General features: G+C 54.8%; 16 protein-coding genes. 6 read left to right on the forward strand and 10 right to left on the reverse strand.

Annotated elements, in window-relative coordinates:
* Positions 1-2 precede the first annotated feature (2 nt).
* From rplS to leuB, 5 genes are all read left to right on the forward strand, one after another.
* Positions 3-407, forward strand: coding sequence for a 50S ribosomal protein L19 (rplS, locus tag TH4_RS11315; RefSeq protein WP_008889812.1), 405 nt, complete (start codon positions 3-5; stop codon positions 405-407).
* A gap of 545 nt (positions 408-952) precedes the next feature.
* Positions 953-2359, forward strand: coding sequence for a 3-isopropylmalate dehydratase large subunit (gene leuC, locus TH4_RS11320; protein WP_008889811.1), 1407 nt, complete (start codon positions 953-955; stop codon positions 2357-2359).
* Between the two features lie 12 nt (positions 2360-2371).
* Positions 2372-2560, forward strand: a complete 189-nt coding sequence (locus tag TH4_RS11325) for a hypothetical protein (RefSeq protein WP_008889810.1) — start codon at positions 2372-2374, stop codon at positions 2558-2560.
* 4 nt (positions 2561-2564) lie between these two features.
* Entirely contained in the window at positions 2565-3176 is a 612-nt protein-coding gene (leuD, locus tag TH4_RS11330; protein ID WP_064781182.1) for a 3-isopropylmalate dehydratase small subunit, read from the forward strand.
* A 90-nt stretch (positions 3177-3266) separates the two neighbouring features.
* Positions 3267-4370, forward strand: a complete 1104-nt coding sequence (gene leuB / locus TH4_RS11335) for a 3-isopropylmalate dehydrogenase (RefSeq protein WP_008889808.1) — start codon at positions 3267-3269, stop codon at positions 4368-4370.
* Positions 4371-4426: 56 nt separating this feature from the next.
* Here the strand turns inward: leuB and sigJ are convergent, their stop codons facing one another.
* The 4 genes from sigJ to TH4_RS11355 all read right to left on the reverse strand — a co-directional run bounded on the left by sigJ (position 4427) and on the right by TH4_RS11355 (position 7897).
* The gene (gene sigJ, locus TH4_RS11340) at positions 4427-5440 is read right to left on the reverse strand and encodes an RNA polymerase sigma factor SigJ (RefSeq protein ID WP_209272271.1); all 1014 of its coding nucleotides are present in this window, start codon (positions 5438-5440) and stop codon (positions 4427-4429) included.
* Positions 5433-5867 carry a carboxymuconolactone decarboxylase family protein gene (locus TH4_RS11345; RefSeq protein WP_083997070.1) on the reverse strand — a complete coding sequence of 145 codons (435 nt, stop codon included), beginning with the start codon at positions 5865-5867 and terminating at the stop codon, positions 5433-5435. The genes sigJ and TH4_RS11345 overlap by 8 nt, the downstream gene beginning before the upstream one ends.
* A 133-nt stretch (positions 5868-6000) precedes the next feature.
* Positions 6001-6417 carry a hypothetical protein gene (locus TH4_RS11350; protein ID WP_064781183.1) on the reverse strand — a complete coding sequence of 139 codons (417 nt, stop codon included), beginning with the start codon at positions 6415-6417 and terminating at the stop codon, positions 6001-6003.
* Positions 6418-6661: 244 nt separating this feature from the next.
* Positions 6662-7897: an SAM-dependent methyltransferase gene (locus tag TH4_RS11355; protein ID WP_245227848.1), complete on the reverse strand. Its 1236-nt coding sequence runs from the start codon at positions 7895-7897 to the stop codon at positions 6662-6664.
* Between the two features lie 437 nt (positions 7898-8334).
* Between TH4_RS11355 and TH4_RS11360 the strand changes: the two genes are divergently transcribed.
* Positions 8335-9357 carry an aspartate-semialdehyde dehydrogenase gene (locus TH4_RS11360; RefSeq protein WP_064781300.1) on the forward strand — a complete coding sequence of 341 codons (1023 nt, stop codon included), beginning with the start codon at positions 8335-8337 and terminating at the stop codon, positions 9355-9357.
* A 99-nt stretch (positions 9358-9456) separates the two neighbouring features.
* On the opposite strand, the gene TH4_RS11365 is transcribed toward TH4_RS11360, so the two are convergent.
* The 6 genes from TH4_RS11365 to TH4_RS11390 form a co-directional block, all read right to left on the reverse strand.
* A complete protein-coding gene (locus TH4_RS11365; RefSeq protein WP_064781185.1) occupies positions 9457-10599 on the reverse strand; it encodes an alpha-hydroxy acid oxidase in 1143 nt (380 codons plus the stop codon).
* The gene (locus TH4_RS11370; RefSeq protein ID WP_063089197.1) at positions 10596-12107 is read right to left on the reverse strand and encodes a tripartite tricarboxylate transporter permease; all 1512 of its coding nucleotides are present in this window, start codon (positions 12105-12107) and stop codon (positions 10596-10598) included. The genes TH4_RS11365 and TH4_RS11370 overlap by 4 nt, the downstream gene beginning before the upstream one ends.
* A 15-nt stretch (positions 12108-12122) precedes the next feature.
* Positions 12123-12578 (reverse strand): tripartite tricarboxylate transporter TctB family protein, encoded by a 456-nt coding sequence (locus tag TH4_RS11375; RefSeq protein WP_064781186.1) that lies wholly within the window; start codon positions 12576-12578, stop codon positions 12123-12125.
* Between the two features lie 177 nt (positions 12579-12755).
* On the reverse strand, positions 12756-13706 hold the full coding sequence (locus TH4_RS11380) for a Bug family tripartite tricarboxylate transporter substrate binding protein (RefSeq protein WP_064781187.1): 951 nt from the start codon (positions 13704-13706) through the stop codon (positions 12756-12758).
* A 207-nt stretch (positions 13707-13913) separates the two neighbouring features.
* Positions 13914-14594, reverse strand: coding sequence for an RraA family protein (locus TH4_RS11385; RefSeq protein ID WP_064781188.1), 681 nt, complete (start codon positions 14592-14594; stop codon positions 13914-13916).
* Between the two features lie 5 nt (positions 14595-14599).
* Positions 14600-15640: a hydroxyacid dehydrogenase gene (locus TH4_RS11390; RefSeq protein ID WP_064781189.1), complete on the reverse strand. Its 1041-nt coding sequence runs from the start codon at positions 15638-15640 to the stop codon at positions 14600-14602.
* Position 15641: the final 1 nt, after the last annotated feature.

Consider the following 15641-nt stretch of genomic DNA (forward strand, 5'->3'; position numbering starts at 1 on the left):
CCATGACCAACATCATCCAGCAGCTCGAGAAAGAGCAGCTCGACAAAATCGTTGCGCAGCGCGAAGTTCCGGAATTCGATGCAGGTGATACCGTCCGTGTACACCTGAAAGTCGTTGAAGGTACCCGTGAGCGTATCCAGCAGTTCGAAGGCGTATGCATTGCGCGTAAGAACCGTGGCCTGAACTCTTCCTTCACCGTGCGTAAAATCGCATCGGGCGAAGGCGTTGAGCGTATCTTCCAGTCGTACTCCCCGGCCATCGACAAAATCGAAGTCGTTCGCCGCGGTGACGTACGTCGCGCGAAACTCTACTACCTTCGTGGCCGTACCGGTAAATCTGCACGTATCGCCGAGCAGACCACCGGCCACAAAGGCAAACTGACCGCCGAAGAACGCAAGAAGAAGTAATTCTTCGCTGTTTTCAGCATCAGAACAAAGACGGGCTCACCTTCGGGTGGGCCCGTTTTCGTTTCAGTCCCTCAGTCGAGGCGAGACCAGAAACCGCCCAATACACTCATTGGTTGCATTATAGCGAATCGCCGGATTTAACCTCAAAGAATGCAGCCCCGCAGAAATCCGACGATAAATTTATCAGCTTTCATTATATCAGATATCCCTTACCTATATTGTTAAAGGCTAATTTGGCTACTCTGGGATGCTGTAAAATGGCGCACTCTATTTAAAAGTGTACATCATCCAAAAACACGCGCCCGACGCCTTGCGATTTGGAAGGCGGCGTGTATAAAGGCACTCCCGCGGCAAAAACGAACAAACCCGCGTGGTTCTGGATAATAAAATTTCGCAAACCGGATAAAGCCGGTTGCGCCGGAGAAACGCCAAGCCCCACCCGCCGTAAAAAGCAGGTACTGCCGCGATCTTCGTCCCATTCAGAACCGCACCCAGCGGCTTAATCGTTGCTGCTCAAAAGATCGATGTATTATGAGGAGGTCGAGATGGGTCAACCTAAAACCCTTTTTGACAAGATTTGGGAAAGCCATGTGGTCGACACGCAGGATGATGGTACCTGCCTGCTTTATATTGACCGTCATCTCGTCCACGAAGTGACCAGCCCGCAGGCCTTCGAAGGTCTGCGCAATTCGGGCCGCAAAGTGCGCCATCCGGAATTGACGCTTGCCGTGCCGGATCACAACGTTCCGACCTCTGACCGTTCCGAAGGCATCAAGGAAGAAGACAGCCGCATTCAGGTTGAAACCCTTGATCAGAACGCCAAGGATACCGGCATTCACTATTTCCCGATGAACGATCTCCGTCAGGGCATCGTGCACATTGTCGGCCCGGAAGAAGGTTTCACCCTTCCTGGCGTGACCATGGTTTGCGGTGACAGCCACACCTCGACCCACGGCGCATTCGGCGCACTTGCATTTGGCATCGGCACGTCAGAAGTTGAACACGTTCTGGCCACCCAGACGCTGGTTCAGAAACCGGCCAAAAACATGCTGGTCAAGGTCGAAGGCGATCTGCATCCGGGTGTGACCGCCAAGGACATCACCCTGGCGATCATCGGTCGCATCGGCACTGCTGGCGGTACAGGCTATGTCATCGAATATGCTGGCTCGGCCATTCGTTCGCTGTCGGTTGAAGGCCGCATGACGGTCTGCAACATGTCGATCGAAGGCGGCGCACGCGCAGGTCTGATCGCCCCGGACGAGAAAACCTTTGAATATATCAAGGGCCGCCCGATGGCCCCGAAAGGCGCCGCGTTCGAACAGGCTGTTGAATACTGGAAGACCCTGCCGTCTGACGAAGGCGCACATTACGACAAGATTGTCGAAATCGATGCCGCCGAAATCGTCCCGCAGGTTACCTGGGGCACCAGCCCGGAAGACGTCGTTCCGGTTACCGGCACCGTTCCGTTCCCGTCTGACGGCAAGGATGCCGGCAAGCAAAAGGCCATTGCCCGTTCGCTGGAATATATGGGTCTGACCGCCGGCACCCCGATCGAGGAAATCAAGATCGACCGCGTCTTTATCGGTTCTTGCACCAACGGTCGTATCGAAGACCTGCGTGCCGTTGCCGAAGTCGCCAAGGGCCGCAAGGTTGCCGAAACCGTCAATGCCATGATCGTTCCGGGCTCCGGCCTTGTGAAAGAACAGGCAGAGGCAGAAGGCCTGCACGAGATCTTCATCGAAGCAGGCTTTGACTGGCGTGAGCCGGGCTGCTCGATGTGTCTGGCGATGAACCCGGACCGTCTGGCCCCGGGCGAGCGTTGCGCTTCGACCTCGAACCGTAACTTCGAAGGCCGTCAGGGCCGTGGTGGTCGTACCCACCTCGTCAGCCCGGCCATGGCAGCTGCGGCTGCGATCACCGGTCATCTGACCGACATTCGCAAACTCGGTTAAGGAAGGTTCCCCATGGCCGATCACACATTGATCAATTTCCGCGAAAGTGCCCCTCGTCTGGGCCGCGCACCGGTGCTTGAGCACCTCCTGCCGCAACTGACCGGCATCAACCTGCCGGACTTCGTGGCCCAGGAACTCGACGCGACCGAAGAATTGATCGAAGCACTCGGTCTGGCCTGGGAAACTGGAAGCAAGGGATAAGATAATGGAAAAATTCACCAAGCTCACCGGTGTTGCAGCACCGCTGCCGATGATCAATGTCGATACCGACATGATCATTCCCAAACAGTTCCTCAAAACCATCAAACGTTCGGGCCTTGGCAAGAACCTGTTTGATGAAATGCGTTACGACGATAACGGCAACGAAATCCCGGATTTCGTTCTGAACAAACCGGCCTATCGCAATGCCAAGATCCTTGTATCGGGTGACAATTTCGGCTGTGGCTCGTCGCGCGAACACGCACCGTGGTCGCTGCTTGATTTCGGCATTCGCTGCGTGATCGCACCAAGCTTTGCCGACATTTTCTATAACAACTGCTTTAAGAACGGCATCCTTCCGATCCGTCTGCCGCAGGAAGATGTCGACAAACTGATGTCTGATGCCGAACGCGGTGCCAATGCCACCGTCACCGTTGATCTTGAAAATCAGGAAATCACCGGTCCGGACGGCGGCTGCATCAAGTTTGAAGTCGAAGAATTCCGCAAGCATTGCCTGCTGAATGGCCTCGACGACATTGGCCTGACCCTGCAGAAGGCCGATGCCATCAACGATTTCGAAGCCAAGCGCGCTGCATCGCAGCCCTGGCTGTCGCTGTAATTGCAAAAACGGGCGGCAACCATCGGTTTGCCGCCCGTTTTCTGATCGTTACGGGGTGAGCGGCCCCAAAAATATGGGAAGGAAGCATTTATGAGCACCACCAAAAAAGTACTGATGCTGCCGGGCGACGGAATTGGCCCGGAAGTCATGCGTCAGGTTCAGCGCGTCATGGACTGGATGGCGAAAAAGCGCAGCGTGAATTTCGAAATCACCGAAGGTCTGATCGGCGGCGCATCCATTGATGCCCACAAAAACCCGCTGACCGACGAAACGCTTGCGGATGCCATGGCAGCCGACGCTGTTCTGCTGGGTGCTGTTGGTGGTCCGAAATGGGACGACATGCCGTTCGACATCAAACCGGAACGTGGCTTGCTCAAAATCCGTAAGGAAATGGGCCTTTTTGCCAACCTGCGTCCGGCACTGGTGTTTGATGCCCTTGTCGGTGCATCGACGCTTAAAGAAGACGTCGTTAAGGGTCTTGATATCATGATCCTGCGTGAACTGACCGGTGGCATCTATTTCGGTCAGCCGCGCGGCATCGAAGAACGCGACGGTGTCCGTCACGGCTTCAACACGCTGGTCTATTCCGAACCGGAAGTCGAACGCATCGCACGCGTTGCCTTTGACATGGCAATGAAACGCAACAAGCGCCTGTGCTCTGTCGATAAGGCCAACGTTCTGGAATCCACCGTTCTGTGGCGCGAAGTTGTCGAACGTGTTGCCAAGGACTTCCCGGAAGTCGAACTGAGCCACATGTATGTTGATAACGCCGCCATGCAGCTCGTGCGCAACCCGAAACAGTTTGACGTGATGGTCACCACCAACATGTTTGGCGACATTCTTTCCGATTGTGCCGCCATGCTGACCGGGTCGCTTGGTATGCTGCCGTCTGCATCCCTTGGTGCGGCCGATGCAAACGGCGCGCGCAAGGCGCTTTACGAGCCGGTACACGGCTCCGCCCCGGACATCGCCGGTCAGGACATCGCCAACCCGCTGGCAACCATCCTGTCCTTCGCCATGATGCTGCGTTATTCGTTTGATATGGGCGATGATGCCACCCTGATCGAAGACGCCGTACAGAACGTCCTTAAGGGTGGCCTGCGTACCGCAGACATCATGCAGCCGGGCATGGCCAAGGTTTCGACCACGGTTATGGGTGAGTCGCTGATCAGCGAACTCGACAAGCTCGTCTGATCGTTTCCAACAATCCCGATATTAAAAAGGCCGGATAACTATCCGGCCTTTTTGCATTATTGGGCAATCTCGACGGCGTCGGCAAGAATGCCGGAAAACAGCGCCAGCTTGTCCGGGTTTCGGTGGACAAACAGATCGACAATCTTCCCGTCGCGTTCGGTCGCGCAGAGTGCGGTGGCCACAACGCCGTCCTCGGCCATAAGGATCCAGCATTGATCCTTGATCGTGACGCCAAAGATGCGCTCGCCCGGGCTGCGCTTGCCCCATACACCAAGAAAGAACCGCGACACATGATCGGCGCCAAACAGCGGATTGGCCGTCGCCAGCGCCTTACCGCCACCGTCGGAATGCAAAATCACATCAGGTGCCAGAAGATCTAACAACCGGCCAACGTCACTCGTCCCGATGGCCGTGACAAACGCATCCAGCCGATCCCGATCACAGGCCGTTGCATTCGGTTCGGGCGTCGCATCGCGATCACTGTCGCGCTGCATCTTGCGCCGGGCGCGGAACAGGATCTGACGGGTATTATTCGGCGTGCGTTCGATCAGGGGTGCGATATCGTCATGCATCCAATCAAAAACTTCATGCAGCACAAGTGCTACCCGCTCCACCGGGGCAAGACGTTCAAGCATCAACATATAAGCCTGCCCAAGGCCGTCCTGTTCGATCAGTTGCGTTTCGGCTTTGGGTTGTTCGGGCGGCAACCATGGTTCAGGCAGCCAGTGACCCACATAGTTTTCGCGCTGGCGGCGGGCTGATTTCAAAACATCGAGACAGATATTGCTGCACACCCGGACAAGCCAGCCGGTGGCGTCATTGATCGTTTCATGATCCTGATTGCGCCACCGCAACCAGACATCCTGAACCGCATCTTCGGCATCGGCGTGGCTGCCCAGCATACGATAAGCCAACGCGGTCAACCGTGCCCTGTGTTGTTCAAAAATCCGATCTGCCACAGACGTCCCACCAAACGCGTGAAGCGATACGGGGAAATCCCGTATCGCTGTGTGTCTCCGATTGTAAGGGGTTTTTACGCCTCCGTCAGGAAGCTTGCGACGATCATGCAAATTCATGCTGCGCGATACCCAACCGGTTCCATGCATTCATCGTGGCAATGATGCAGGTCAGCTCCGAAATCTCGGCTTCTTCGAAATGATCAAGAAGCACCCGATGGCATTTCGAAATCGTGACTTGGCATTCCGCCCGGGTCAGGCATTCGGCCCATGCCAGTGCCGCACGCTCTGCCTCGGTAAATCCTTCGGCACCCTGCCAAACCGGCAACATCGCAAGGTTGACCGGATCGCCGCCATGTTTGGCAAAGCTGTCAGAATGCATCCGAACGCAATAGGCACAGCCATTGATCTGCGATACCCGACATTCAATAAGATCACGCAGCACCGGCGCAATCAGCGGGTTTTCGCCAAGCTTGGTGGCAAGGTCAAATTGGGCCTGGAACAGTTTCGGGCTGACTTCATGAAAGGCAAAGCGGGACATGGCAATTCTCCTTGGTGACACGAGGAATAACGGGGAAAAATCCCCCTCTGCCCACAAGGACGAAACACGGGCAGCCCGCGTTACACGACACGCCCGCAAAATTCGAAATTTATGAAATCAGCAATCTGGGATTTCAGACGATGCCCGCATCCTCAAGTGCGCGGGCGACATTGTCATGCATCACCCATGTCCAGTCCTCACCATCACTTTGCGTTCCCTCGGCAAGGGTGAATATCGCCGCCAAATAATCACTGACATCACTCTTGCACATCGGAAGGTCTGCTGCGGCCGCAATCTTGGCGGCAAGCCGGCCATACTTCTTATTCCCAATACGGCATCCGAAATGCCCGACGGTCTCGGCCAGCTTCAGCCCGGTAATCTTGCGCCCCGGCGCTTTGGCGTGCGCACGCAGCATATCACGTTCGCAGCTCGACATTTCTATTTCGGCCAAGGCCCGGACATAGTCCTCAGGCCGTCCGATATGCGGGGCAAGTGCCGTGTCACCGCCTCTGGCGCGGGTCGCGTCATCCCGGTTGATCATTTCAAACATGTCGTTTCCTCCCGACTGAATGACCGGTATGTCGCTTTTCACATCTGTCGTGCCGGTCCATCACGCGATGTGGCTTGGTTAGAAGGCACGTCTTTGATCTTCTTTGTTTTGATTTTGATTTGCAGTCATGCGGTGCATTTCGCCGCAACAGGGTCGCACGGCTCTTTATTGAATATGGGAAGCAGCAAGCAGAAAACAAACAGGGCGGGAAACCATCGCTCCCCGCCCTCTATCATTGCGACCCTCAGGCATATTCAAAGCCCGGCTTGGTAAAGACGAACTGGCCGACCCGCATGCCGCCGCCGCCCTCGCCCGCATCAAAGGCATTGATGCATCCGGCCAGATAGAATTCCCACATGCGTTTGAATTCTTCGTCGTACTTTTCAGGGTCAAGTTCATCGGCGACTTTGCGGAACCGATCGCGCCACGCAATCAGTGTCTGGGCGTAATTGCGACCGGCATGGAAGTTTGAGGCCTCTACCGTCAGGTTGGCATTTTCGGCGGCCTCGATCACTTCATGCACCGCCGGAATGTACCCGCCCGGGAAGATATATTTATCAATCCATGGCGAGGTAAACTCAGCCCGCGGCTTGATGATGGTATGGATCACGGCCCGCCCGCCGGCCTTCAGAAGCTCACTGACCTTTTCGAAATAGGTTTTGAACTGATGGCGACCGACATGTTCAAACATGCCAACCGATACCACGCGGTCATACTTCCCGGCATTGGCATCGGCAAACAGCCGATAATCCAGCAGGTGGTAATCAAGCCCCGCCTTCATATTGCCGCCCATCTCCGAACGTTTTTCCTGCGCCCAGTTATATTGTTCGGTCGAAAGCGTGATGCCATGCACCTCTGCCCCGGTTTCACGGTGGATAAAGCGGCTTAAACCGCCCCAGCCGCAACCGATATCGACCACGCGCAGGCCCGGCTCATTGATCTTGAGACGCTGAGTGGTCAGGCTCATTTTGCGATGCTGGGCTTCTTCAAGGGTCTGGGCCCCATCATCCCAGAAGGCACATGAATATTGCATCTCCGGATCAAGGAACCGGGTGTAAAGATCATTGCCGATATCATAGTGATGGCGCACGCGGTGTGAGGCGGCCCTGACCGATGTGAACTGCCCGATCTGGAATTTCAGCGCCTGCAGCTTTTCAATAAAGCTGCCAAACCCGCTGGTCGAATGCCCGCCTTCGAAATTAAGACGCAGCACCTTGATCAGGTCCTCCATCTCGCAGTTCACAAGGTCGAACCCGCCATGCATGAAGGCTTCGCCAAAGCCCGGGTCCGGGCTCAGTGCCATTTTAAGTGTGTTGGTCCAATCCGGGACGGTCATACCCGCCCGCGGCTCTGATCCATCTCCCAGCACGATTTCGTGCTTGTCATCCACACGGAATACCAAGGTCCCGCGCGTGACATGTTCCCGAAAGAAATCGAGAACCTTTTTCTGTGTCCAATCCAAACTCATCGGGTACGTCATTGGCCGTCCTTTTGATAAAAGTCCGAATAGTGATCGCCCCATATGCAGCAATGCCGCATATCTGTAATGAACCCGTGATCAGGATCGTTTTGTCTGGCCGTCCGGAGGATCCTCAGGTGGTCACATTGGTGGCTTGGACGCCAACCAGGCAGAAATTCAGAAATCAACCTGGCAAGATGCAAAACGTTTCTGATTTCAGGTTCGCTACATGAACCCCTTTGGTAATTCTGCCAGATTTTTCTGCGATCTCAAGTAGTAATCATGATCACATTGGCAACGACATGCTTGCGCAATCGCCGAGAAACCCTTACATCTCGCCGCAGATTATCAGACATTACCCAAAGGCATGGTCGCTGCGTCATCCGTTGTCGCACGGGGTTTTCCCGTTCCGGCACCATTTTGATAACCATGCCGACAAGACTGAAAGAGGCACCCTGATGGGCTACAAAATCGCCGTTGTCGGCGCGACCGGAAATGTCGGGCGCGAGATGCTTAACACCCTTGCCGAACGCAAATTCCCGGCAGATGAAATCTTTGCGCTGGCATCGTCGAAATCCATCGGACGCACCGTGGGCTATGGCGAAGATGACGAGATCAGTGTTCTTGATGCCGCAACCTTTGATTTCTCAAAGGCCGATATCGCCCTGTTCTCGGCCGGTGGTGAAACCGCCAAGAAACTGGCCCCCAAGGCTGCCGAGGCAGGCTGCGTTGTCATCGACAATTCCAGCTATTGGCGCATGGAACCGGGTGTTCCGCTGGTCGTGCCCGAGGTCAATGGCGATGCGCTGGCCGGATACGCCAAAAAGAACATCATCGCCAACCCGAACTGCTCGACCATTCAGATGGTTCTGGCCCTTAAGCCGCTTCATGACATCGCAACGATCAAACGTATCGTTGTTGCGACCTATCAGTCGGTGTCGGGTGCCGGTCGTGCCGCCATGGACGAGTTGTTTAACCAGACCAAAGGCATCTATGTGAATGATCCGCCCAAGAAGGAGGAATTCACCAAACAGATCGCCTTTAACGTCATCCCGCATATCGACAATTTCATGGATGATGGTGCGACCCGCGAAGAATGGAAGATGTCGGTCGAGACCCGCAAAATTCTTGCGCCGGAAATCGCAGTCCACGCCACCTGCGTACGCGTCCCGGTCTTTGTCGGCCATGGCGAAGCGGTGAATATCGAGTTCGAAAAACCGATCACGGTCGAAGAAGCCCGCAAGGCGATGAAAAACTTCCCCGGTGTTTCGGTTGTCGACTACCGTCAGGACGAAGGCTATGTCACCCCGCAGGAAGTCCAGGGCGAGGACAATGTCTTTGTCTCGCGCGTGCGTAAGGATCCGACCGTCGCAAACGGCCTGTCACTGTGGTGTGTTGGCGACAACCTGCGCAAGGGTGCTGCCCTCAATGCCGTTCAGATTGCCGAAAAACTGGTCGCAGAATTCCTGCCGGAGAAATAATTCAAAGTCTGCATTCATTCACATAAGAAAGAACCCGCCTGAGAGGGCGGGTTCTTTTGTTTTTGCTAACCGTCGTGGACTGAACCACAAGTGATGAGCCTAATGTGTCATCAGAATATCGGCCTCAATCTCGGACAGGGTAGTTTTCCCCAGAAGTCCAAGATCACGGTGCAATTCGCTTTTCAGGATCTCAACTGCCTGACTGACGCCACGTTCCCCGTCAACCACCGCTGCGTATAAGAACGGCCGCCCGACAAATACAAATGCAGCCCCAAGGGCAAGTGCCTTAAGGATATCTGTCCCGCGCCTGAAGCCGCCATCGACCATAACCGGCATGTTGCCTGCAACCGACACTGCATTGGGTAAGACACGCATCGGCGAAACGGCTCCGTCAAGTTGCCGACCACCGTGGTTCGACAGGACGACGGCATCGCACCCAACTTTGGCAACTTCGCGTACATCAGCAGCAGCCAAAACCCCTTTGACAATCAGCTTACCCTGCCAATGATCTCGAATCAGGCGCAAATGGTCCCAATTCAGGTGATCTTTTCTGCCGAAATCACGCATGACATTGCGTGCCATGATCGGGGCACCGCGTGTCGCATAGGAATTTTCAAAATGTGGCATACCCTTTGTCATAAGGGTTCTCGCGAAAGTTCCCAAAACCCACCTAGGATGGGTGGCAAATTGCCACAGTGTTTTCGGGGTTAACCGCAAGGGTGTTGAAAACCCGGCTCTAAGGTTATTCTCGCGATTAGCCAGAACCGCGGTATCAACGGTCAAAACCAGCGTCTTGAAGCCGGTCCGCTTGACCCTGTCAACAAGAGCCAGGATTTTGTCGTCCTCGCCAGGAAGATAGGCCTGAAACCAGCTATCTGGATTGGCCTCATGAACCGCTTCCATCGGGGTCAATGATGATCCACTGAGCACCATCGGAATATTGTGGCTGGCCGCTGCACGGGTAAGCGCGTGATCACCGTCGTAGGCCATCAAGGCCGATATCCCCATCGGGGCAATACCAAACGGCGCGTCATAGGTCTTGCCCAGCAGATCGCACGAAATGGATCGCCCTGACACGCCCCGCAAAACCCTGGGCACAAAACCCCATTTGCCGAAAACATCCCGGTTGTCACGCAGCGACGAAGACGTTTCAGCAGCACTTGAGATATAGGTAAATAGAGGATGCGGGAGGCGGCTTTTTGCAGCCGCCTCAAAATCATCCAGACAAAGATATCTGCTCATTTTGCAGAATCATCTTCCGATTTCCGTTTGCGGATCACGCGCATGACAAGCGGTCCGACAATAACTGATACGGTAACGGCGATGATGATCTGGCTCGTGCCGTTCTGCCACAGTGTCGACCAGTCATTCCGGCCAATTCGAAGCGCAAGACGCAGGTTCTCTTCGGCAAAACTGCCAAGAATGAGACCGAGAACCACGGGCGGCAGCGGGAATTTCAGCTTGTCCATGAAATAACCGACCACCCCGAAGCCAAGCGTCAGGTAGACATCAAACATTCGTCCGTTGATGGAATACACACCGATAAAGACAAGTGCGATGATAATCGCGCCAAGCATCGGGCGCGGAAGACGCAAAACCTGAGCAAAGCTGTTGGTAGCAAGTGACCCGCCAAGGAATATCAGAAGGATTGCCCCGAACAGGAACTGCCACATAAAGCCGAAGACCAGGTCAGGATTGTCGCGGAACAACATCGGTCCGGGCTGCAAGCCGTGGATAAGCAAGCCGCCAAGCATAACAGCAGCAACAGACGTTCCCGGAACACCCAAAGTCAGGGCGGGGATCATGGCCGATGCGGTGTCGGCATTGTTCGCGGTTTCGGCCGCGGCAACGCCTTCTGGTTCGCCGTTACCCCACGCCTTGGGGTTTTTTGATGCCCGACGTGCTTCGTTATAGCTAAGGAACGCAGCCATAGAGCCACCTGCTCCGGGCAGGATACCGATCAGCACCCCGATCACACTGGAACGCAGCCATGTTTTCCAGAAACCAAGCATACTTGGGATGGCTTTCCAGATACTGCCAGTACCCAGATTAAACTTGCCCTTCACTGTCTCGAAATCAGCATTTTCCAGAAGATCAATTGCCGGCGGCAAGGCATAAAGCCCAACCAGCAAGACAACGATATTGATCCCGTCAAGCAGTTCAAGATGATCAAAGGTCAGTCGCTCGTAACCGGTGATCGTATCCGAACCGACAACGGAAACCGTGACACCGAAAGCGGCACTGATCAGCCCCTTGATCGGATCGCCGCCCAGAAGGAAGACAATTGACGACAGACCAAACACCGCGACCCAGAAAATCTCGGCAGGCCCGAAAAGCAGGGTCACCTTCGAGAGTGGCGGTGCCAGCAACATAAGAACAATTGCCGATGCAATTCCGCCGATGGCCGAAGAAACAACCGCGACCTGAAGCGCAAAACCCCCGCGGCCTGACTGCGCCATCGGGTAACCATCAAAACTGGTCGCAACAGCGGCCGGCGTGCCAGGAATGCGCAACAATACTGCCGGGATCGCCCCGCCATACATTGCGCCGTTATATATCCCGGCCATCATGCCAAGTGCGACCAACGGATCAAGGCCGAAGGTAAACGGGATCAAAACCGAAATCGCCATCGTGGCGCTCAGCCCCGGAAGTGCACCAACGCAAATCCCGGCGATAACGCCAACGACAACGGAAAGAACATTGGCCCAACCCAGAACATTCGGCAGAGCATCAATCAAATTCGCATACATAAAGGCTCTCCGGCGTCAGGACTGGAAGAATTCTGGCGGAAGGCTCTGGTTCATCAGAACCAGGAAGATCAATGCGATGCCGCCAACAAAAATCAGCGTCGCAAGGGCAATACCCTTGGGATTGCGATAGCCAAAAAGCCAGGCGACCGCAGGCAGCATGATTAATGTCGAGGTGTAAAAGCCGATTGTCGCAACAGCCAGAACGTAGAGTCCGACACAAAACACCACGAGCAGAAACCGCGGTAACGAGGAAAAGACCGGCTTGACCCCGATGGCCTCGCTCCGGATCAGATTACGCACAATCATCAACACCGAAAGCGCGATAATCGTGCTGAGCATCGCCACCGGCAACAATGCGCTCATTTCGGGCATGTCGGTAACTTTGGTGAGGAGCCACGCACAGGCAGCAATCATTACAACACCGGCAATGTTGTCAGGTTGCAATATGCGTGAACCGATTTGGTTCGTCATTTTGCTGGTCTCGACTGATTTGAACCCGAATGCTTGGTCATGTGGATCCGACGGGTAGTATTGATCCCGTCTGGTGCAAGACAAATGACGCAATTCAGGTCTGTTTTGGGAAATCGCCAAAGAGGCACATCGCACCTCTTTGGCTGTCATCGTGGAACCTTAATCTACCTCGAAGGATTACTTCCAGGGAGTGGTTTCCCAAACCGATTTGGCGAAGTCATACTGTTCCTGATTAAGCGCCTTGAAGTCGTCGCCAAGAGTCAGTTTCACCGGATTACCAGATGCAAGCATCGCCTTAGAGAACTCAGGATCATCATATGCCTTCTGGAAGGCATCCAGAAGTTTGCCACGTACATCTTCTGGTAGATTTAGCGGTGCGACAAAGCCACGAAGAGAACCGTTTACAACGTTTACTCCCTGCTCGGTAAAGGTCGGAATGTCATCTGCTAGGCTTGAACGCTCCTCGGTGGCAACACCAAGGATGTTGAGCTCTTCGCGGAAGCCGAGAACTTCCGAAAGGTTGAAGATGCCCATAGCAACATGACCACCCATCACAGCGGTACGTGCCGGTGCGGATCCCTTGAACGGCGCAATGGTGAATTCAGCACCGCTGCCATTTTGCAGGCGCATCAGGAAGAAGTGGTCATCCCCGCCCAGGCTCGACATGCCAACGGTGATTGCACCCGGATCTGCCTTGGCAGCAGTCATCAGCTTTTCCATGGTGTCGAGCTTGCTGTCCTTTGCAGTCACGATCACGTTCGGATCGTCAACGACGTTGGCAAGATAGGTGAAGCTGTCGGCGGAATAATCAGCCTTGCGGTCAAGCGTACGAGCCATCATGCCCGGCAGGTTGAAGGTGCCAAGCGTGTAGCCGTCCGGATCAGCATTGGCAACTTCGGTCACACCGATCTGGCCACTTGCGCCGGGCATGTTTTTGACAACAACCGTGGCACCATCAACCAGATAACGCTCAAGGAACGGTGCAACCGTACGTGCCATAACGTCGGTACCACCACCGGCGGAATAACCGACGATGATTTCGATTTTCTTTTCCGGATATTCTGCATGCGCGTTGGATGCAAAAGCAGCAACAAGGCACGCAGATGCAATAATCGTTTTGAATTTCATTTTGGTTTCCTCCCGATTGATTAATTCAACCCTACATCACGAATTTTTATTTATGAAAGTGAATATAAGTTCATTCTTTCAACAGTTTTTCTTATTTTATGATGCAGGCATTTTCGCTCTACATATGAGACATCATTGACATCTCTTGATCTTGGCACCCTGAACAATTCATAAATGCCAAATACTTAACGCACTTCAAACTCGAAATCAGGCTGATATGATCTCGACACCTGCGGCAGCCAGCGCCTTGTCGACCCAAGAACGGTCGTTGGTGCGTTCTTTAATCTGCTGCATCTGACGCTCTTCGGCGGCCTGCTTCGCCAAGGTGGCCTCAAGGACGGTTTCGGCGTCGTTGACCGGCACTGCCAAAACACCATCAGAATCACCCAGGACAAGATCACCGGCTTCAATGACCATGCCATCAATCGAGATGGTCGCGTTGATCTCACCTGGCCCGAACTTGTAAGGGCCGCGATGGGTAACCCCGACCGCATAAGTTGGCAGATTGACGCTTCTGAACGCATCAAGGTCGCGCAGGCTGCCATACAGAACAAAGCCGGCAACGCCGCGGTTGATCGCATGTGCGAGCATCAGCTCACCCATCAGCGCATTGTTCAGATCCCCCCCGCCATCAACAACGATGACGTCGCCGGGCTCTGCAATATCAATGGCCTTGTGCAGCATCAGATTGTCACCAGGACGGCATTTGACCGTAAGTGCCGGACCGGCAAGAACACCATCGGTGTGCATCGGACGCAGGTTGGTACCGCCCGCATATAGACGGCTCATGCAATCGCTAACATTGGCGACCGGCAAGACGCGGAACTTTTCCACCAGCTCTGCCGAGATTCTGTGTTTACGTGGAAAAATACGATTTCCGACAGTCATTCTGCTCACCCTTTCTCGAACAGTTTTGCATCTAAACCTGACGTCAACAGTCGGGCTGTTCCCGAAGCAAAAATCTCGGGATTGACGATGCGTTCTGCAGCAATTTTCTTGCCCGCCAGCAAATCAAGGATCCCCTCTACGGCCAGAAGACCAACCCGTCGACCGGCCGCCGCCGTAACCCCGCCGACATGCGGGGTGACAACAACTGTTCTCTCGTTCATCAGCGGGTTATCAGGCGACGGTGGTTCCTGCTCGAACGTATCAAGACCAGCACCGGCGATATGTCCGCTTTGTAGCGCCATCAGCAAATCGGTCTCACTGATCAGGCCGCCACGTGCGGTGTTTATCAGATAGCTTTGCGGCTTCATGATCTGCAGGCTTTGCGCGTTGATCATGTGCTGTGTCGCAGGCATCAACGGGCAATGCAGACTAACGATATCTGCGATGGCAAGAAGTTCGTCGACACTCGCTATCCGATGCACACCTTCTGCGGCAAATACGCTGTCCTGTGCCATCGGGTCATAGGCAACAACATTCAGTCCAAGTCCGCGTCCAAGGCGAGCCGTGTGCTGTGCAATGGCACCGAACCCGACCAAGCCAAGGGTTTTCCCGGCAATCTCTACGCCGAGGAAACCCGGCTTTTCCCAGCGCCCGTCGCGTAGGCCAGACACCAGCGGCACAATCTGTTTTACCGTCGCAAGCAGCAGGGCAATGGTATGTTCGGCGACCGAAAGGGCGTTTGCACCCGGCGCACGCACAACGGCAATCCCGCGCTCGGTTGCGGCATCGACATCAATGTTGTCAACACCCGCGCCGTGCTTGGAAATAACCTTGAGATCGGGGGCCGCATCCATGGCAAGCGCACCGAATTTTCCCATCCGAGATACAACGCCCTGGGGGCGGAACCGGGCAAGGTGATCGGTCAGCACGTCGTCTGTCGGGTAAGGCGGGGTATGAATACGATTAATATCAGCCTGCTCAATCAGTGCCGATGCTGCCGGATCCAGGTCCGGACCGGTGACGAGGATGTTTACAGGCTCGGTCATT

Source organism: Thalassospira tepidiphila MCCC 1A03514 (assembly GCF_001662875.1).
Classification (GTDB): domain Bacteria; phylum Pseudomonadota; class Alphaproteobacteria; order Rhodospirillales; family Thalassospiraceae; genus Thalassospira; species Thalassospira tepidiphila.

Bases quoted from the DNA above. Each gene is read 5' to 3' on its own strand.
- leuC (WP_008889811.1), top strand. From the start codon at position 953: ATGGGTCAACCTAAAACCCTTTTTGACAAGATTTGGGAAAGCCATGTG.
- TH4_RS11355 (WP_245227848.1), bottom strand. From the start codon at position 7,897: ATGACGTACCCGATGAGTTTGGATTGGACACAGAAAAAGGTTCTCGAT.
- TH4_RS11385 (WP_064781188.1), bottom strand. From the start codon at position 14,594: ATGACTGTCGGAAATCGTATTTTTCCACGTAAACACAGAATCTCGGCA.
- TH4_RS11350 (WP_064781183.1), bottom strand. From the start codon at position 6,417: ATGTTTGAAATGATCAACCGGGATGACGCGACCCGCGCCAGAGGCGGT.
- TH4_RS11370 (WP_063089197.1), bottom strand. From the start codon at position 12,107: ATGTATGCGAATTTGATTGATGCTCTGCCGAATGTTCTGGGTTGGGCC.
- rplS (WP_008889812.1), top strand. From the start codon at position 3: ATGACCAACATCATCCAGCAGCTCGAGAAAGAGCAGCTCGACAAAATC.
- TH4_RS11325 (WP_008889810.1), top strand. From the start codon at position 2,372: ATGGCCGATCACACATTGATCAATTTCCGCGAAAGTGCCCCTCGTCTG.
- leuD (WP_064781182.1), top strand. From the start codon at position 2,565: ATGGAAAAATTCACCAAGCTCACCGGTGTTGCAGCACCGCTGCCGATG.
- TH4_RS11345 (WP_083997070.1), bottom strand. From the start codon at position 5,867: ATGTCCCGCTTTGCCTTTCATGAAGTCAGCCCGAAACTGTTCCAGGCC.
- leuB (WP_008889808.1), top strand. From the start codon at position 3,267: ATGAGCACCACCAAAAAAGTACTGATGCTGCCGGGCGACGGAATTGGC.
- TH4_RS11360 (WP_064781300.1), top strand. From the start codon at position 8,335: ATGGGCTACAAAATCGCCGTTGTCGGCGCGACCGGAAATGTCGGGCGC.
- TH4_RS11390 (WP_064781189.1), bottom strand. From the start codon at position 15,640: ATGACCGAGCCTGTAAACATCCTCGTCACCGGTCCGGACCTGGATCCG.
- TH4_RS11375 (WP_064781186.1), bottom strand. From the start codon at position 12,578: ATGACGAACCAAATCGGTTCACGCATATTGCAACCTGACAACATTGCC.
- TH4_RS11380 (WP_064781187.1), bottom strand. From the start codon at position 13,706: ATGAAATTCAAAACGATTATTGCATCTGCGTGCCTTGTTGCTGCTTTT.
- TH4_RS11365 (WP_064781185.1), bottom strand. From the start codon at position 10,599: ATGAGCAGATATCTTTGTCTGGATGATTTTGAGGCGGCTGCAAAAAGC.